This is a genomic window from Flavobacterium sp. PL12, assembly GCF_039123485.1.
GTDB classification, from domain to species: domain Bacteria; phylum Bacteroidota; class Bacteroidia; order Flavobacteriales; family Flavobacteriaceae; genus Flavobacterium; species Flavobacterium weaverense.
Genome location: NZ_JBANDI010000008.1, coordinates 97,520 through 118,457 on the forward strand (window position 1 = coordinate 97,520; position 20,938 = coordinate 118,457).

The 20,938-nt window shown below is 34.1% G+C and carries 10 protein-coding genes; 7 read left to right on the plus strand and 3 right to left on the minus strand.

Annotated features, from left to right (window positions below):
• Nucleotides 1-61 precede the first annotated feature (61 nt).
• The 4 genes from RCH19_RS05735 (at nt 62) to RCH19_RS05750 (ending at nt 6,578) form a co-directional block, all read left to right on the plus strand.
• On the plus strand, nt 62-2,869 hold the full coding sequence (locus tag RCH19_RS05735; protein WP_343022422.1) for a TonB-dependent receptor: 2,808 nt from the start codon (nt 62-64) through the stop codon (nt 2,867-2,869).
• 28 nt (nt 2,870-2,897) lie between these two features.
• Entirely contained in the window at nt 2,898-4,451 is a 1,554-nt protein-coding gene (locus RCH19_RS05740; RefSeq protein ID WP_343022408.1) for a G-D-S-L family lipolytic protein, read from the plus strand.
• A 261-nt stretch (nt 4,452-4,712) separates the two neighbouring features.
• A complete protein-coding gene (gene atpD / locus RCH19_RS05745; protein ID WP_121924601.1) occupies nt 4,713-6,224 on the plus strand; it encodes a F0F1 ATP synthase subunit beta in 1,512 nt (503 codons plus the stop codon).
• 72 nt (nt 6,225-6,296) lie between these two features.
• Complete coding sequence (locus RCH19_RS05750) at nt 6,297-6,578, plus strand: F0F1 ATP synthase subunit epsilon (protein WP_121924600.1); 282 nt, start codon at nt 6,297-6,299, stop codon at nt 6,576-6,578.
• A 165-nt stretch (nt 6,579-6,743) separates the two neighbouring features.
• Here the strand turns inward: RCH19_RS05750 and RCH19_RS05755 are convergent, their stop codons facing one another.
• Nucleotides 6,744-8,240, minus strand: a complete 1,497-nt coding sequence (locus RCH19_RS05755; protein ID WP_343022409.1) for a PLP-dependent aminotransferase family protein — start codon at nt 8,238-8,240, stop codon at nt 6,744-6,746.
• 80 nt (nt 8,241-8,320) lie between these two features.
• On the opposite strand from RCH19_RS05755, the gene RCH19_RS05760 reads away from it, so the two are divergent.
• Entirely contained in the window at nt 8,321-10,144 is a 1,824-nt protein-coding gene (locus RCH19_RS05760; protein ID WP_343022410.1) for a TonB-dependent receptor, read from the plus strand.
• A gap of 302 nt (nt 10,145-10,446) precedes the next feature.
• On the opposite strand, the gene RCH19_RS05765 is transcribed toward RCH19_RS05760, so the two are convergent.
• Entirely contained in the window at nt 10,447-10,917 is a 471-nt protein-coding gene (locus tag RCH19_RS05765) for a RecX family transcriptional regulator (RefSeq protein ID WP_343022411.1), read from the minus strand.
• Between the two features lie 353 nt (nt 10,918-11,270).
• Between RCH19_RS05765 and RCH19_RS05770 the strand changes: the two genes are divergently transcribed.
• Together RCH19_RS05770 and RCH19_RS05775 are read left to right on the plus strand one after the other, a co-directional pair.
• Nucleotides 11,271-16,163, plus strand: a complete 4,893-nt coding sequence (locus RCH19_RS05770; protein WP_343022412.1) for a T9SS sorting signal type C domain-containing protein — start codon at nt 11,271-11,273, stop codon at nt 16,161-16,163.
• A gap of 295 nt (nt 16,164-16,458) precedes the next feature.
• On the plus strand, nt 16,459-20,319 hold the full coding sequence (locus tag RCH19_RS05775; RefSeq protein WP_343022413.1) for a T9SS sorting signal type C domain-containing protein: 3,861 nt from the start codon (nt 16,459-16,461) through the stop codon (nt 20,317-20,319).
• A gap of 113 nt (nt 20,320-20,432) precedes the next feature.
• On the opposite strand, the gene RCH19_RS05780 is transcribed toward RCH19_RS05775, so the two are convergent.
• Nucleotides 20,433-20,888 carry a hypothetical protein gene (locus RCH19_RS05780; RefSeq protein ID WP_343022414.1) on the minus strand — a complete coding sequence of 152 codons (456 nt, stop codon included), beginning with the start codon at nt 20,886-20,888 and terminating at the stop codon, nt 20,433-20,435.
• Between the last annotated feature and the right edge of the window lie 50 nt (nt 20,889-20,938).

The window sequence follows — 20,938 nt, forward strand, 5'->3', positions numbered from 1 at the left end:
TTTTTTAATAATGTCAAAAATAATTGTACTTTGGCTTCATAAACCAACAAATTTTAACCAAATGAGAGTGTATTTACTTTTTTTGTCATTGTTTTTTTGCGGGATAACCTTCGCTCAAAATTCAATTTCAGGTATTGTTACAGACAGTAGCAACCAACCTATTCCTGGAGCCAACGTAATGATTGTTGGTGAAAGCGCCAGTACGGTTACCGATGTTGATGGAACTTTTATGTTGCAATCTTCTAGAAAGCCACCGTATACGATTAGCGTTACAAGCGTGGGTTACGAGTCTCAGAAAATTTCTGTTACCTCAAATAGCCAAAAAGTATCTGTGAAATTGGTTGATGAAGAAACATTGTTGAATGAAATCGTAGTTTCAGCGTCAAGAACTCCTGAAAGAGTTTTAGAATCACCTGTAACTATTGAAAGAATGGGAATTGCTGAGATTAAAAAAACAGCTTCTCCTTCGTTTTACGATGGATTAGAAAACTTGAAAGAAGTGCAAATGAACACTTCAAGTATGTCTTTTAAATCGATAAATACTCGTGGTTTTGCTTCGGTAGCAAATACTCGATTTATGCAATTAGTTGATGGAATGGATAATTCATCTCCATTATTGAATTTTGTGTTAGGAAATCTAATTGGAGTTTCTGAAATCGATGTTCAAAGTGTTGAGTTGTTACCTGGAGCATCTTCTGCTTTATACGGTGCTAATGCTTTTAACGGAATTTTGTTCATGACTAGTAAAAGTCCCTTTACAAGCGAAGGAATTAGAGCATATGCAAAATTTGGACAAACAAGCCAGAAAGCTGCAGGAACAAATGATTATGTGGATTATGGTGTTCGAATGGGTAAAGCTTTCAATAAATACTTTGCAGGTAAAGCAAACTTCGCTTACATGAGAGGTACAGAATGGAATGCAGTAAATTATGATGATAAAACTCGTCAAGGTATTGATAGAGGAACTATCAACTATGATGGAATAAACGTGTATGGTGATGAGGTAGCAACTAACCTAAAAGGTGTTGGTTCAGCGTTAGCAGCCCAAGGATTAATTCCAGCATCTGCAGTTAACTTATTGCCTAGCACAAATGTTAGTAGAACAGGTTATAACGAAGTAGATTTAACTGATAATAAAGTTTCTAATACTAAGATAGATTTATCACTTCATTTCCGTCCATTTGGCGATGAAAAGTTAGAGGTAATTGTACAAAGTAAATTTGGATTTGGTAACACTGTATATCAAGGAGCAAACCGTTATTACTTGAACAACTTTTTTATGCAACAACATAAAATCGAATTTAAAGGTAAAAACTTTTTCTTAAGAGGATATACAACTACTGAAGATGGTGGTCAATCATACGACATGTTATTTACAGGTATTAATGTAAATAGAAAGTGGAAAGATGATAAAACATGGTTTGGTCAATACGCTGGAACTTATGTTCAATCTACATTAGCTGGACTTACGCCAACTCAAGCACACTCCCGTGCAAGAGATGTAGCTGATACAGGTAGATTAATTCCTGGAACTGCTGCTTTTAAAAATGCATTTAATCAAGTTATTAATGATCCAGATGTATTAAAAGGATCAAAGTTAGTAGATAACTCAAAAATCTATCACGCAGACGCTAATTACAATTTCAAAGATCTTATTGAGTTTGCTGAAATTCAAGTTGGTGGATCATACAGACAGTATGAATTGAATTCATTTGGTCGTATTTACACAGACGGCGATGGACCAATTCGTTATGACGAATATGGAGCGTACACTCAAGTAATGAAAAAATTATTAGACGATCGTTTGAAATTTACAGGTTCTGTTCGTTATGATAAAGCACAAAACTTTGACGGTAACGTATCGCCAAGATTATCGTTAGTTTACTCAGGCGGAGAAAGCAGAAAACATAATTTTAGAGGTTCGTTTCAAACAGGTTTTAGAAATCCTTCTACTCAAGACCAATACATTGGTTTTAATGTTGGAAGTGCTATTTTGTTAGGTTCAGCCAAAGATAACTTAGCTAGATTTGTTGAAACTTTACCTATTGCTACTGCAGTTGGACAAGCTTTTGCTCAAGGAAATACAGTCACGATCACAGGTGCTAATGCATATGAAAATTCATTTACAGCTGCATCGGCTACAGCATTTGCAGTAGCTGGAAACCCAGCGCTTTTACTAAAAACAAACGTTGATTTAGTGAAACCAGAAGAAGTAAAAGCATTTGAATTAGGATATCGCTCTTTCATTAATAAAACGTCGATTGATATTAATGGGTATTACAATATCTACAACAACTTCATTGGTAATTTAAATGTAGTAACTCCATTATACGGTAAAGCTTTAGACGGAGGTGGATTAACTAGTGCAGACGGTCAACAAGCATTGCATGCACTTGCAAACGGTAACTCGAGAGCTTTTCAATTGTACACAAATACAGACTTAGAAATTAAATCTTTAGGTTTTGGAATTGGATTATCAAGAAAAGTATACAAAGAATTTGAATTAGGTGTGAACTATAATTACGCTCAATTTGATTTTGACCAGTCTAAAGATGCTAGTTTTGAAGCAGGCTTTAACACACCTAAACACCGCGTAAAAGCTTCTATTGGCAACGAGAAATTGATCGCTAATTTAGGATTCAATGTTAGTGCTAGATGGAATTCTGAGTATTTATGGCAGTCTTCTTTTGCTGATGGAGTAATAGCTTCAGCAACTGTAGTTGATGCGCAAATAAACTATGATTTTCCATCTTTAAAATCTACATTTAAAATAGGTGCTTCAAATATTGGAGGTAAAGAGTACGGTCAAGTTTTAGGAGCAGGGCTTATAGGACAACAATATTTTGCGTCTTGGACAATCAATCCGTAATAATCATTAATTATAAAATCAAAAGGCAATGATAAAAAATTTCAAATGGTTACTATTTGCTTCCTTAGCATTTGTAGCATGTAATAATAATGATGATGAAGTAATGATTGATGCCGCCTCTTCAGATGGTAAGCCATTAACTTCAGGAACGGCTGTTGTTACAAAATATGTTGCATTAGGTGACTCTTATGCAGCGGGTTTTAGTGATAATGCTTTATTTAAATTAGCACAAGAGGGATCTTATGCTAATGTTATCGCTCAACAATTTTCATTAGCAGGCGGAGGTGATTTTAAAACACCTTTAATGGCTGACAATGTTGGTGGATTACTTTTAGGCGGAAATGTGATTTTAGGGCCAAGATTATTTTTTAATGGAACTGCGCCAGTTCCTGTATCTGGAAGGCCAACTACTGAAGTAACCAATAAATTAGCAGGCCCATTCAATAATTTAGGAGTTCCTGGTGCTAAAAGTTACCATTTACTTGCTCCAAATTATGGAAATGTTGCTGGAATAGGCGGCGGAACAGCTAATCCTTATTTTGTTAGATTTGCTTCAACTCCTTCTACGACAATTGTGGCTGATGCAGTTGCTCAAGATGCTACCTTCTTTTCTTTGTGGATAGGTGGTAATGATATTTTAGGATATGCAACTTCTGGGGGTTCTGGTACAAATCAAACAGGAAATCTTAATCCTGCGACTTACGGAAGTACTGATATTACTGACCCAACTGTTTTTGCTTCTACTTACACAGCAATTGTTAATGCAATGACTGCTAAAGGCGCAAAAGGTGTAGTAGCTAATTTACCTTACGTAACAGCATTACCTTATTTTACAACAGTTCCTTATAATCCTTTGACTGTTTCAGTTTTAGGAGGTGGAAATATAGCTGTAGGGCAAGGAACTATTGCGGCCTTAAATGCACAGTTGTATGGACCTTTGAAGCAAGCTTTGACGGCGTTTGGCGCTGGAGGCCGTCTTAATTTATTATCTGCAACAGCACCGAATCCACTTTTAATTATTGACGAATCACTTCCTGATTTATCTCTTCAATTAAAAGCTGCTTTTACTGCAGATCTGGGAGTAGCAACAGCAACTGCTTATGGTGTTATTTTTGGGAAAGCAAGACAAGCTACTAAAGATGACTTAGTGGTTTTAACTGCTCAGGCTGTTATAGGTTCATCTCCACAAGGGATTCCTGCGCCTTTAAACAAATTTGGTATTACATACCCGATGCAGGATAAAGATGTTTTAACAAAAGCTGAAATTGCAGAAGTTAAAGTGGCAACAGATGCTTATAATTTAACAATTAAAACAATCGCAGATGCTAAAGGTTTAGCATTCGTCGAATTAAAAGGAGTTACAGATCAGTTGGCAAGTGGTGGAATTGTTTATAATGGATTCACTACAACATCTACTTTTGTTACAGGTGGAATGTTCTCATTAGATGGGGTTCACCCGAGTCCAAGAGGTTATGCTATAATAGGTAATCTATTTACTGAGGCGATTAATACAAAATACAATTCAAACTTTAAAAAGGTGAATGTAGGATTATATAGAATTTTATACCCTGCTTCATTATAATATAATAAATTGTTTTTTTTTTACTAAAACCACCCGTTTTAATGACGCGGTGGTTTTTTAATTTTAGTATCTATCATAGCCTTTCGTTTGTTTTAAATCTCTTTTTTAAGAATCGTTTAAATTTTCGTTTTTTTATCCTAAAAGATGTTGATTTTTTATATTAAAAAATTATCTTTGCAAACTGAAAAAAGCATGTAATCGATACGTTTCGGTTGATACTAATTCATAAACCTAAATAGCTATTTAATAAATACATAAGTAATGTCAAAAGTAATAGGAAAAGTTGCCCAAATCATTGGACCAGTAGTTGACGTAGTTTTCAACGGTAAGGATGTTGAACTTCCAAAAATTTATGATTCGTTAGAAATCACAAAAAAAGATGGTACTTTATTAGTACTTGAAGTACAATCTCACATCGGTGAAAATACAGTCCGTACTATTTCGATGGACTCAACAGATGGTTTGAGTAGAGGTTATGAAGTAGTTGGAACAGGAAATCCTATCCAAATGCCAGTTGGTGCAGACGTTTACGGTCGTTTATTCAACGTGATCGGTGATGCAATTGATGGTTTAGGAAACTTACCAAAAACAGGCGAAAACGGAATGTCAATTCACCGTCAAGCTCCACGTTTTGAAGATTTATCTACATCTTCTGAAGTTTTATTCACAGGTATTAAAGTAATTGATTTAATTGAGCCTTACTCAAAAGGGGGTAAAATTGGATTGTTCGGTGGTGCTGGTGTTGGTAAAACAGTTTTGATTCAGGAATTGATTAACAATATTGCAAAAGGTCACGGTGGACTTTCAGTATTCGCAGGAGTAGGAGAAAGAACACGTGAAGGGAATGACTTACTTCGTGAGATGTTAGAGTCAGGAATTATAAAATACGGTGATGAATTCATGCACTCTATGGAAAATGGAGGATGGGATTTATCTAAAGTTGATATGCCAGGAATGAGAGAGTCTAAAGCTACTTTCGTTTTTGGACAAATGAATGAGCCACCAGGAGCTCGTGCTCGTGTAGCACTTTCTGGATTATCTATTGCTGAATATTTCCGTGATGGAGCAGGAAGCGATCAAGGTAAAGATGTATTGTTTTTCGTTGACAATATCTTCCGTTTTACACAAGCAGGTTCTGAGGTTTCGGCACTTTTAGGTCGTATGCCATCTGCTGTAGGTTACCAACCAACATTGGCAACTGAAATGGGAGCGATGCAAGAGCGTATCACATCTACAAATAAAGGATCTATTACATCTGTACAAGCGGTTTACGTTCCTGCGGATGATTTAACGGATCCAGCACCAGCTACAACTTTTGCTCACTTAGATGCTACAACAGTATTGTCTCGTAAAATTGCTGAGTTAGGCATTTATCCTGCAGTTGATCCATTGGATTCAACTTCAAGAATCCTTACTCCACAAATTTTAGGTGATGAGCATTATGACTGTGCTCAAAGAGTTAAAGAAATTTTACAAAAATACAAACAACTTCAAGATATCATTGCGATTCTTGGTATGGAAGAATTATCTGAAGAAGATAAATTATCTGTTTCAAGAGCACGTCGTGTACAACGTTTCTTATCACAACCTTTCCACGTTGCTGAGCAATTTACAGGATTAAAAGGTGTTTTAGTTGATATTAAAGATACTATCAAAGGATTTAATATGATTATTGATGGTGAATTAGATCACTTACCTGAATCAGCTTTTAACCTTAAAGGTACTATCGAAGAAGCTATCGAAGCTGGAGAAAAAATGTTAGCAGAAGCATAAAAATAGTTATTGGTATTTAGTGTTCGGTTTATAACTGAACACTGAAAGCTGAACACTAAACACTAAAAAATTATGATTTTAGAAATAGTTTCACCAGAAGCAAAATTATTTTCAGCACAAGTAACTTCGGTTACCTTACCTGGAGTTAATGGAAGTTTTCAAATTTTGAATAATCACGCACCAGTTGTTTCTATTTTGGAAAAAGGTGAAGTGAAAATTACAGCTTCTAGTTTTACTTTCGATAAAGAAGTAGCAGCTAAGTTCACAAAGCTGGATGATCAAAATTATACATTATCTATCAATTCAGGTACAATTGAAATGAAAGACAATAAAGTTATCGTTTTAGTTGACTAAAGTGATTTCGAATATAAAACTCAAGCCTAGCGGAAACGTTAGGCTTTTTTTATGGCAATAATCCACCTCTTTTTCACTTCTATTTTATTCCCCTCCGCTGGAGGGGTGCCCGTAGGGTGGGGTGGTTTTTATATTTCACGCACCAATGTCTTAATTTTTAAAAATTTACTTCCCAACAACAACATCATAAGCGATTTTCAACTTGTTAATTACGATTTCAATTTCATCTTCATTTAGATGACCAAAACCAAATCGTATGGCGCAAGTGTTCTTATCTTGATAGAGAATAGTTTTAGGTAGCGATAAATCATTTTTACTTGATTCGTCGGCTAATTGAACTAATGATATTTTTGGTTCGAATTCTAACCAAATTGCTAATCCACCACTTGGTGTTTTCCATCGAACTGTTTCTTTAAAATAGTATTCTAGCATTTGCGACAAGCGATCACGCCTTTGCTTGTAATTGACAATATTTTTTTTAATTAAACGATGAATTTCGCCTTCATGAATTAATTCAGAAAGCATTTGCTCTTGAATCACATCGCCTTGTTTGTCTAGCATTTGTAGATAATTCTTAGCTTCTTGAATTAAAGTAGTTGGTGCAACTACAAAACCGGTTTGGAAACTAGGAAAAAAAGATTGTCCTAATTTCCCTAAGTAGATTACATTACCATTAGAGTCCGAACTTGCCATTGGTAACATTGCTGAACCTTCAAACTGAAAGTCATAATCGAAATCGTCTTCTATAATGGCAAATTCATATTCTTTCGCTAATTCTAATAGTTCTAATCTTCGTTTTGCACTGAGCGTCCAAGTCGTTGGATAATGCCGATGTGCACACACGTATACACAACGGATTGACTTTTTGCTATACTGCTTTCTTATAAAATCTATGTCTAATCCATCTTCATCAATTGGAACAGTACGGATAGTTGCGCCAACTTGTTGAAAAATCATATTGGCTGCAAAATTGCTCCAGTTCCCAACCAAAACCACATCCTTAGGCTTTACTAAAAGCTGTGAAACGATGTATAAACTCATTTCTATACTTCTAGTGCTCATTAAATTTTTAGGATCGATATGAAAGCCGCGAGTAGCATTCAAATAATTACATAACTGCTTTTCATAAGTAGAGTAATTACTGTTTTCTATTTGATTCCATTTTGAAAGCACTGCTTTTCGTTTCATGGTAGCACTATACCACTTTGAAAATTGATGCGTTGGATGTAGTCTTAAATCTGGTTGCCCGTCATTAATCGTGTATTTGGTCTGACTTTTTTCAACAGTAGAAGCTAAGTGAAAAGAGGATTCAAAATCAAATCCTGTTTTTTCAGTGTATTCTTTATCTTGATTTTCTGGATAAGTAATAGCTTTAATTGAAGCTGTTTTTTGTTCTGGAACAATAACAAATGTTCCTTTGTTTGGTATGATTTCTACCCAACCTTGCGCTGCTAATTCATCGTAGACCGCAACTACAGTATTCCTGTGGATTTGTAGTAATTGACTAAGAGATCGTGTTCCAGGCAATGCAGTTCCTTTAGTTAAGTAACCGCGCTGAATGGCGTCTATAATTTGATGAGAAATTTGAATAAATACTGCTGTTGATGTATTTTTTTTAAATAGAATTATTTGTTTTAAGAGCGCTTCAACCGGACTATTCATAATTTAAAAGGTGGACTAGATTACTGGTCCGGAAAGTTACGACTTTTGCACCGTTTTAAAAATGAACAATAAAATTAATTATGAAAAACACGATGGCATTGGCTTCTTTAGTACTTTTTACTTTAGCAGCAAAAGCACAGCAAACCCAGCAACAAACAGATTCGCTAAAAGAAGTTATAGTGACTTCCTCAAGAATCGATTTGCCTTTTGACAAAAATTCTAGAACTATTCAAATTGTCACCGCAAGTGACATAAAAAAATCAGGAGTAACAAATGTCGCTGATGCATTACAGCAAGTAGCTGGTGTTGACGTACGACGTCAAGGTGTCAACGGAATGCAGGCCGATTTATACATAAGAGGTGGAAGTTTTGACCAAACACTTTTGCTGATTGACGGAATTAAAGTAGATGATGCGCAAACAGGACATCACACTCTAAACTTAGCTTTACCAATTGAAGTTATAGAAAGAATCGAAATTATTAAAGGACCAGCGGCGCGTATTTTTGGTCAAAATGCATTTTCTGGGGCTGTAAATATTGTTACTAAAAATGCGCCTCAAAACACAGTAGTAACTAAGTTACAAACAGGTTCCTATGGACAATTTTTGGCAGAAGCCACAGGATCAATTAATCTAGAGAATAGTAGTCACATTGTTCATTTTAGCAAGAATTTTTCTGAAGGCTACAGAGAAAATACAGATTTTGATAATGTAAACATATTTGTAAAAAGTCAGTTTAATAAAAATAAACTACCGATAAATTTAATTGCTAGTCATTCTGAAAAGAAATTTGGAGCGAATGGATTTTACGGAATTCCATCGGCAACAAGACAATACGAAGAAACGCAAGCTTCTTTAGTTGGCTTTTCGACCGTTATCGAAAAGGGAAATTTTACTTGGAAACCCAGAGTATATTGGAGAAGAAATCAAGATGAATATATATACGTTAGAGAAAATCCTTCTTCATATAGAAATTTACACTTGACTAATAAAGTAGCCGCAGAATTGAACGGTTCTTATTCGTCCTCTATTGGTGTCACTGGTTTTGGTTTGGAATTCTCAAAGTATTTTATAAGTAGTAATCGTTTAGGTGATAATCAACGAGAAATTGCGACACTATTTTTAGAGCATCGTTTTCAATTTATGGATGATAAATTCGATATTACGCCAGGAATTGCAGCGTCTTATTTTTCTGATTTTGATAACAAATTGTTTCCAGGAATTGATGTAGGATTTAAGATAAATGATGAAGTTCGCGTGTATGGAAATATTGGCTATACCTATCGCGTACCAACGTATACTGATTTATATTATATAGGGCCACAAGCAATAGGAAACCCAAATTTACAAGCTGAAGATGCTTTAGCACAGGAAGTAGGAATAAGATGGAACACGAATCGTTTTAGACTTTCGTTAGTTGGTTTTAATAGAGATTCGCATAATTTGATTGATTACGTAAGGGTAAATAGTACAGATCTTGTTTTTTCTCCACAGAATATACAAGATGTGAATACAAAAGGATTTGAAACACAATTCGATTACAATTTTAAATTTAATAATCTAGATCAAAAAATTAATTTAGGCTACACTTTTAGTGATGATGAAATTAAGAAAACTGCTGCTGTCGAATCAAGATATTCAATCAATTCATTGAAGCATCAAATGGTTGGTTCGTACCAAATGCAATGGTTTAAAGATTTTAGTAATTCGATTGCCTATCGCTATATGGAAAGAACTTCGGGAGTGAGTTATAATGTGGTTGATTTAAGTGCAGCTTATAAAATTCAAGAGTTAGAGCTTTCAATATATGCCAATAATATTTTTAATACTGAATATTCTGAAAGTAGTTTGATTCCAATGCCAAAAGGTAATTTATTGTTTGGATTGAAATATACTTTTAAATAACGCAAGGCTTTTGCATTTAGCTCGTAATTATAGCAAAAAAATTACTCTAATGATAGATTAAACCTTATTGATCTCAGTAATTAAAGTTTTTTTGCCAGAGATTTCAAAGATTAAAAGGATTCAATTTGTGGAAATTAGTTTAATCTCTGGGAAATTTTTTTATACAGTTCGTCACAGCAAATCGTGAGTTTAAAGAAGTTAAATTATTAAAGACATTGTTTTGTTAATTCAAGGCAATGTCTTTTTTTATTACACTGAAATTTCTTTTTACATATTAAAGCATTTAAATTATAATCGGAAATTTACGCATTCTCCAGCTCCTTTACCTTCTGATAAATCAAATTATTTTCCCAGCCTTTTCGAAGAAAATAATCACAGAATTTCTTTCGCTTTTTCAAAACATTTTTCTCGAAGGTAGTTTCCCAATGCTTTTCTGTTAATTCGTCAAACATTTCGAAATATTCTATATCATTAATTTCTTTTAAAGCGATTTTTATTACTGTCGCAGAGATTTTTCTAAACTTTAATTCATTTATAATTCTGATTTTACCCCAATGTTTAATTCGGTGTTTACCTCTGGCATAACTACAAGCAAAACGTTCTTCATTTAGGAAGTTATCAGCAATAAGTTGGACTATAATAGTATCAATTTCATCAGCATCCATCTTCATGGTTCGCAGTTTTTGAACTACTTCCTCATGACAACGATCTTGATAGGCGCAATAATGTTCGAGTTTTTGTGTGGCTTGTTTTATGGTGAAAAAGTCTTTCATTTTGCAGGTTTTACGACTAAGTTTTTAAGTAAAAAAGATTGCTCGCTTGTACAAAAATACAATTTCCTAAATGCAATTTCCAATTTTATTGATATGAAGCCATCATTGATTTTCAAACGCATTACTGTGTTTTTTATAAAAATAAATTTTTTAGAAAAACAGTGTAGGTTATTGTGATTTTCAAATAAATTATTTACGCATTTTAACGACTAAATATGCTTTTAGTCGACGATAATTGATTCTTTTAAAAGTGCGACTATCTTTGTAGGTTAGCTCGTTTCAGCGCTCTTAATTTTAAGGAATATTTGTAAATAATTTCGCTTTGCCTACTAAATATATTGAAAATTCGCCCCATGAATAAAAAAATACTTCTTGCAGTTTCACTTCTACTAAATTTTACGTTTGGTTACGCGCAATGCGCCTACACAGGATTAACATCACCTCAAGTTGGATCAGATTATACTTTTTGTATTGATAATCCAAACACAATTACAACAGCACAAGTTAATGCTGGACAATATGTTGTAGTGAATGTGGTTAAAGGATTTACCTATACTTTTTCAGTTGGAGAAGTTTTTCCAGGTACAGAAAACCTAACTTTATTTAATGCCGCTGACAATTCAAATTTAGGAACTGCAGGTTATGGAACTGGAGCGACAGGAGCGTCAATTTCTAGCTGGACGTCAACCTTGTCAGGAAAAATAAAGGTTTTACTTTCAAGAGCTAGTTGTATTAATAGCTCTAATCAATATAGTGGTACTTTAACATTGACTTTAAATAGTGTTGGAAACACTCAGGATTCACAAACAGCTTCTGGTACAGATCAGTGGGTTGGTCATGTGTACAATTGGAGCGGTTCAGCTCCTCCAGGAGGAACTTCTCCTACAACTCCTACAACTACAACATCTCCTTTTATAGATGCCAATTATGTTGGATATTATAACATTGCAACTGAAACAATTTCTGAAAATTTTGGCGGTGACACAAAATGTTTTACAGTGCTAGTGGATGGGGTGAATAGAACTAATATTTACACAGAAACTTTTGCGGTACGTTACAGAATGCGCTCTACCAAAACAGGTTGTTATTTTTTGAATGTAAATGGCGATGATGGTGTGCGTGTCTATGTAGATAATGTTTTAGTTTTTAATCAATGGAAAGAGCAAGGAAATACATCGTATTGTAACAATTTGATTTATTTGAAAGGGGATAGTGAAATTGTTTTAGATTATTACGAGAACATAGGAGGAAATGTAGTAGGTTTTAGTTTAACACCTTTTGATGGTTCAGGTAATAGTATTGCGGGTGTTGCTACACGTAATGTTTGTTCTGGGATTTCACCAGGTGTTTTAGACGGAAGTACGTTTGGTAATTGTACTGGAGGAACAAATTCAATTTATCAATGGCAAGTTTCAACGGATAATGTAGCTTTTACGGATATATCGGGGGCAACTTCAGAAGATTATACGCCACCAACTCAAACAGCAACAACAACAAATATCGTTATATATTACAGAAGAGTTTTAAAACCATTAGTAAATAATGGAGGGAGATGTAATTTTGTGTCAAATTTCGTTACAGTTACCACAAGTGCGGGCAGACCTAATGCTCCTGGAACTATTACAGGTTTACAAAAAGTATGTAAAACAACTTCCTTGACATACAGTATTGCTGCAGTAGCAAATGCTGTAAGCTATACCTGGGCTACAACAGCAACGGGATGGACAATTACTCCTGCAGCAAATGGTCTTTCAGCAAGTATAGCATTCAGTGCTGGGGCAACTCAAGGAGATCTTACTGTTTCTGCATCCAATGGCTGTGGTACAAGTAATAGTAGTTCTACTTTAAATATTCAAGTAGGAGATTTACCTACGAGTGCAACTATAAGTGGTAATGCTTCAGTTTGTGTAGGTGCAGCACCTCCTGTAATTACAATAACTAATCCTCAAAATTATGAAGCAAAAGTTATTTATACAATAAATGGAGGAAGCAACAATGAAGTTAGTATTGCTGCAAATTCATCAATAAATTACATTACTGCTCCTACAGGAACTGCTGGAACATTTATTTATAAATTAGTAAGTGTTAAAAATGGCGTAGGTTTCGATAACTGTTCGACCACATTATCTGATAGTGTTACTGTTATTGTTGGTAAACCTATTACAGCTGGTGCCATCACTGGAACATCAACTGTTTGTCAAGGGCAGTCTGGCGTTGCCTATTCAGTGCCAGTTATTTCCAATGCTGTAAGTTATGTATGGACATATTCAGGAAGTGGAGCTACAATTAGTAATGGAACAACAGCAACACCCACTATTACATTTGCTGATACTGCAACTGCAGGTAATTTAACAGTGTATGGAGTTAATGGTTGTGGAAACGGTGTGGCGTCTGCAAATTATGCAATTACTGTTAATTTAAAACCGATAGCAAATGCAGGCTCAGCATTAATTCCAATTTGTCAAGGGGGCACTACAATACAAATGGGAGGATTTATATCAGGTGGAGCAACAGCCTCTTTATGGACAGGAGGAACTGGTACGTGGACAAACGCCAATAATCCATCAACTGCTAAATATACCGCTGGCGCTGATGAATCAGGAAATGTTACTTTGACCTTAACAGCAAGTGGAGGTTCATGCGGAACTACTACTGCCACTAAAATTATAAAAATAAATGCAGTTCCCGTAATAACAGTAACTAAAGCTGATGAAAGTTGTAGCGATAAAAACGATGCTACAATAAATCCTATAATTTCGGGAGGTTTAAGTAATGTAAGGTATATTAAGGTGACACAGCAAATTAATGAATTTATACAAGTAGCAGAAATTCAAGCATTTGAAGTGTTTAGCGGCACTAATGTTGCGTTAAGTTCAAACGGAGCGTCAGCTATTTCTAGTTCAAACTACCTAAACAATCCAACTATATATGGACCTCAAAAAGCTATTGATGGTGTTTTAGATACTAGCAATGATTTTTGGCACAGTAGAGAAGAAATTAGTGGTGAGAATATAAAAGTTGATTTGGGCTCAGGAAAAAACCTGAAAAACATCGTAATTTATAATCGAGATAGTAATTGCTGCCGTGATAGAGGGCGAGATGTGCTATTAGAGCTTTTTGACGCATTAGATAATTTAGTATATTCGAAAAGAATTGATTTACGTGGAATCACAGGATCATTGGGTTTTGCTACTATCAATGTGATAAACGTTTCCTGGGCTGATGGCGCAACAACTCTTAATCGAACAGGTTTAGATTCTGGTGCATATACTTTTAATTATAGTGATGCTCTAGGATGTTCTACTAGCAAAGTAACAACGATAGCAGCTACAAGTTTAACTCCGGTTGCTCCTACAGTAGGCACTATAGAAGATATTGATTGCGTTAATTCAACAGGAAGTGTTACTTTGACTGGTTTGCCAGCAGGTAATTGGACAATTAATCCAGGAAATATTTTTGGAACAGGAGTTACTAAAAAAGTAACGGGTTTAACATTAATTGGTAATCCTTATACTTTTACTGTAACTAATGCTGCAGGTTGTATTTCACCTCCTTCTTTACCGGTAGTAATAAAAGATGAGTCGTCAACAACATGGAATGGTTCTGCTTGGTCAAACGACACTCCAACGAGTACTAAAAAAATAATTTTTTCAGGTAATTATACTTTTGGTGCAAATACGCCAGCGTTAGATTTAGTAGGATGTTCTTGCGAGGTTACTACTGGGACTATTATAGTACCAAGTGGCTTTACAATGACCTTAACCAACGAATTGAAAGTTAGTGGCGGTTCTCTAACTTTCGAAGATAAATCAAGTTTAGTTCAAACAGCTGCTGTTGCTACTAACAATAATACAGGACCTATAATTTATAAAAGAACAACACCTTCATTAATAGAAACTGATTACACCTATTGGTCATCCCCTGTCGCTGGTCAGAAATTGAGTATTTCTCCTGAATATGATTATGGCTATATGAATTCGTTTGATTCTAATACAAATTATTGGGGACCTGCAAATTTATCTACAGTGATGGCTTTTGGTGTTGGCTATGCTATTAGAGGACAAAGAGCAGATAATACTGCTTACACTATAACAAGTACTTTTACAGGAGTACCTAATAATGGTACAAAAACTACACCAACTGGTCCAACCGGAAACTTTGTTCTGTTAGGAAATCCTTATCCATCTGCTCTTAAAGCCGAGGATTTTTTAGATTTTAATTCAAATGAAATTGAGGGGACCATCTTTTTCTGGACACACAAAACGGCTATACAAGCAGCTTCAGGTATTGATCCAGGAAAGGCAGGCTCAGGGACTTTTGCATACACTTCAGACGATTATGCTCCTTATAATTCCGTTGGTGGAGTTGCTGTAGGTATTGGTCAACCATCAATTAGCGTTAGTCTAACGCCATCTGGAAATATAGCATCAGGTCAAGCTTTTTTTGCAACGAGTAAAGGAGCCGGATCAGTTACCTTCAACAATGACATGAGAGTTGGTGGCGGAGCTTCATTAAATAATAATGCTCAATTTTTTAGAACTAAATCAAATGCTAAAACGAAAAGCACTATCGAAAAAAGTCGTGTTTGGCTAGATCTTAGTAATTCTGAAGGAGCTTTTAAACAAACTCTAATAGGATACGTAACTAATGCAACCAATGATTATGACGATCGTTATGATGGTGAAAGTTTTTCTGCAAATAAGTATGTAGATTTTTACAGTGTGAATAACAATAGAAATTTCGTGATTCAAGGAAGAGCATTACCATTTGATAAAAATGATATTGTGCCTTTAGGATACACATCACAATTAGTTGGTACTTTTAGTATTGGTATTAATGATGCTGATGGTCTGCTTAAAACTCAAAATATTTTTCTAGAAGATAAACTGCTAAACGTAATACATGATTTAAAAACAGCTTCTTATAGTTTTACGACACAAAAAGGAACTTTTAATGATCGTTTTGTTTTACGTTATACTGATCGAACTTTAGGAAACACTGACTTTGAACAGTTAGATAATTTAGTGCTAATTTCTAAAGATAAAAATGAACTAAAAATTAAATCGCAAACAGAATCAATCGAGCGAATTACCGTTTTTGATTTATCAGGAAAGAAAGTATTTGAAAAAGATAAAATAGGTACTAATGACTTTAGTTCTTCAAGAATTCCTTTATTGAAGCAAGTAGGGGTAGTAAAAGTAACTTTAACTAATGGTAATGTGATAACTAAGAAAATCGCTTTCTAGTTAAGAACTTTCTTATTGGAAACTATTGAAAATCCCATTGTGCTAAGGCATAATGGGATTTTTTTTGAGTATTTTTAAAATAAATTTGAGTTTTTAAAAGTTTTATTTTTGGAATTATTTGATTTTATATAAAGTCTCTATATTCTATAATATGTATGAATTGTATTAAATAAATAATCGTAAATATCCCTAAATGTGGGTATTGTGTAAAATGTAGATTGTATTTATTTTTATTAAAATTATCTTTCTTAAATAAGTTAAAGATTTTTTGATATAAATTTAAGCTAATCAACAGGTGAAAACAAAACTACTTTACTCCGTCTTTTTATTATTCTTTTTTATCACTAATATTACGTATTCTCAAGAAGGAAAAGCAGATGCTACTTTCAATACTTATGATGATGGTTTGCTTGGTGATGGTTTTGATGGAACTGTTCGAACAGTTACTTTACAATCAGATGGAAAATTAATCGTGGGTGGCGAGTTCTCAAATTTTAATGGTGCCATAACACCTAAACTCTGTCGTTTACTTCCTGATGGCTCTAAGGATCCTAGTTTTATAACTGGATCAGGTTTTAATGGTATAATAAATTGCTCTTTAATTCAGTCTGATGGGAAAATACTTGTAGGAGGATCTTTTACGTCATTTAATGGGATTGCTGCTGACCATTTACTTCGATTAAATATTGATGGCTCTCTTGACCTTACTTTTGATAGTTCCATTGTTGAAAATAGTAATGCAGTCTATTCTTTTGCCTTGCAAATTGATGGTAGTTTTATCATAGTGGGTAGTTTTTCTAAGTACAATGGCAATACTGTAAATAGAATCGCTAGGATTTTTCCGAATGGAAATCTTGACACATCTTTTACAACTGGATTGGGACCAAATGCTCTCGTTGAGACTGTGCAAGTTCAATCTGACGGAAAAATAATCATAGGCGGTAATTTTACTTTATTTAACGGTGTTGCATGTAACCGAGTAATAAGATTAAACCCTTCAGGAAGTGTAGATAATACATTTAGTATTGGAAGTGGATTTGATAATAATGTTAAAAGTATTGCTATTCAAGCTAATGGTAAAATAGTGTTTGGTGGAGATTTTACAAGTTTTAATGGAATAGGCATTAATAGAATAGTGCGGTTAGATAAGAACGGATTACTAGATGCTACATTCGAATCTGGATCTGGATTTAGTAATGGTTCAGTTTCTGTTATCAAAATCGTGAATTCAGGTGAAATTATGGTTGGTGGTTCTTTTTCAGCATCATATAATGGAAAAGACGTTAATAGACTTGCGTTGTTAAATGCTGACGGCACGTTAGTCTCAGCATTTGATATAGGTAAGGGACCTGCTTCGGCCGCAGTTTTATCAGTAACTTTAGATTCTGATCTTTCTTTTTATATCGGAGGTTCTTTTTCAGTTTTTGATTCTCAAAATCAGGGAAGACTTGCTAAGATTGATTCTGATGGAGCTTTACAAATAGGTTATTTGACTTCAGGAGTAGGATTTGATAATGCTGTTTTAAAAGTAATCTCTTTAGCAGATAATAAAACGATGGCATTTGGTAGCTTTAGTAAATTTAATGGGAAAAGTGTAGCACGCATTACGCGATTATTGGAAAATGGATCAATAGATTTATCTTTTAATTCTGCTGGAACCGGAGCGAACAACCTCATTAGAGCTGCGGCTTTGCAATCAGATGGAAAAATTGTTTTTGTAGGTAATTTTACAAGTTACAATGGCACATTGATCAATAGAATTTGTAGAATATTTCCAGATGGAACGATTGATCCAACCTTTGTTATTGGTTTAGGATTTACTACTCAAGTATATGCAATTGCGATTCAAGATGATGGAAGAATAATTGTAGGTGGTAATTTCACAAAATTTAATGGAGTAACTGTTGACGGTGTTGTAAGGTTGTTGCCAAATGGCTCTCTCGATTCAAGTTTTACAAATGTAGGTGCTGATGGAATTGTAGAGGCTATCTTGATACAGCCTGATGGGAAGATACTTATAGGTGGAAGATTTTCAAATTTTAGTGGAAATGCTCATAATAAGTTGGTTCGTTTACACACTGATGGAAGTATAGATTCAACTTTTTCAATAGGAACTGGATTTGATAAAAACGTTTTCTCTTTGGCTTTGCAGTCTGATACTAAAATAATCGTTGGTGGATCATTTTTAACCTGTAATGGTATATCATCAAAAAGAATTGTTAGATTGAATAGCAATGGTGGCTTAGACGCTACCTTCGTTATTGGTTCTGGTTTTAGTAAAGGAGAAGTTAGAACTATTTTAGTCCAACCAGACAATCGATTGCTAATAGGAGGTACTTTTAATGGAACTTATAACTCAAAACCTGTAATGAGAATAGTTCGTTTAACGGCTGATGGTATTTATGACAATTCCTTTAATGTAAATTTGAATAGTACTTTATTTAATATGTGCTTTACGCCAGATGCAAAACTGTTAATTGCTGGAAATTTTAATTCGGTTTCAGGTATAACAAAACACCGCATTGCTAGATTAAAACTTTGTAATAATAGTTCTGTTTGGAATGGTGCTTCTTGGAATAATGGGTCTCCTTCGCTAGGTAAAGCGCTAACTTTAAATGGAAATTACGATATTGCTACGACTGCTAATTCGTGCTCTTGTACTATCGCCGCTGGCAAAACAGTTACAATTAAAGATAGTAAAACATTAGGACTGACCTTTGAGTATTCAGGATTGGGAACTTTACTATTAGAGAATAACGCTTCGCTGTATCAATCAGATGACGAGATAGAAAATACTGGAGTGATACAACTGAAAAGACAAACTACTGCAATTGTGAGAGATGATTACAGCTATTGGTCTTCGCCAGTTAAAAATCAAAAATTAATTGATGTTTCTCCTAACACAATGGGAGATAAATTCTTCTCTTTTAACTCAGTTAAAGGATTCTGGGAATTAGAAATCCCAAATAATATAATGAAAGAGGGAATGGGGTATATCATCCGCGGACCACAAGACTATTCAACAACTGTTGCGACAAAATATCAAGCAACTTTTACTGGTATTCCAAATAATGGAAAATACTTTATTCCAATTGATAAAAATGACAGTTCATATTTGATTGGAAATCCATATCCTTCGGCAATTGATGCTGATTTATTTTTAGTTGCAAATAACAAAATTATAGACGGAACTCTTTATTTCTGGACGCACAATACTCCAATTACAAATAATATTTATACTTCTAATGATTATGCTGTGTATAATTTACTTGGCGGAGTAGGTACCAGGAAATCTCTAAATTTAGGCACTAACAATACTATTCCTAACAGCAATATCGCCTCGGGTCAAGCTTTTTTCACCACTACTATTACTGATAAAGGTTCGGTTATTTTCAATAATAGTATGAGAGTTGTAGAGAGGAATACCTCTTTTTTTAAAGTAAAAAAAAATAAGAAAATAAAGTTAGGCGAGGTAGAAAAACACCGTGTTTGGTTAAACCTGTCAAATGATCAAGGCGCTTTCAAGCAAACTTTAGTCGGTTATATTACTGATGCAACAAATGATTACGATAATGCTTTTGACGGTGGAACTTTTAATGGAAATGAATTTATAGATTTTTACAGTATTAATAATGATAAGAATTTAGTGATTCAAGGTCGCGCTTTACCATTTGATCAAACTGATATTGTGCCGTTAGGATACAAATCTACAATTGCTGGTATTTATAATATTTCTATTGATCAAAAAGATGGATTATTCGAAACTCAAAATATTTATCTTGAAGATAAAATGTTAGATGTAGTGCATGACTTGAACCAATCTCCGTACTCTTTTACAACTCAAATAGGATCTTTCGATAAACGTTTTGTTCTTCGCTATACAGATAAAACATTAGGAAATAATACATTCGATAGTGACGATAATCAACTTGTTATATCAAAGAATAAAAGAGAATTAAAAATTAAATCTCAAGTTGAAAGTATTAAAAGCATTACTGTGTTTGATCTTCAAGGTAGAAAAGTATATCAAAATAGTGCTTTAAACTCCAATACGTTTACTACTTCTAGTATCAGTTTAGTTAACCAAATCGCTATCGTCAAAGTGACATTACAAAGTGGCCAAGTCATTTCTAGGAAAATTAATTTCTATCAATAGGTGGATGAATTATCGTTGGAAAACTGAACAGCTAAATTTCTATTACAATATTTTTTTTAGTGTTTAATTAGCACGTTAAGCTTGATTTCAAGCGAGAAAATTAAGAAAGTTAATTACACTTTAACACTATGTTTATCAGATTTATAACGCGTATCCCAAACTAACATTAAAATGAATGTAACTATTACTGCTGAACTAAATCCTTCAAACAAAAGAGATATAGAATAAGTCATGATTGATGGTTCGCCTCCGAAAAGAAAAGTTTTAGATAAAGTTCCAATATAATCAGTTCCTCCTTTTATATAGCTGTAAACAACTAATGCTATAACACTAAGAAAAACACCTATTAATGCTGTTGAAAGCGCAGAGATTCCATTTGTAGCTAATCCCTTTTTTCCTTCTAAGAAATTAGATTTTAAAGTTCTATTAGTCCCGTAAAAAATAAACAGCACGTTAAATACACGAAGTAAATATATATCCGCTAAACCTAAAAGCTCCATGATTAGGAAGTAGATTCCAATTCCAATTACTATAATCAATCCGTTAACTAATTCTCTAGGTATTTTCATGATGCAGCTTTTAAAATTATAAGTAGTTCAATGATAATGCAATAATTTCA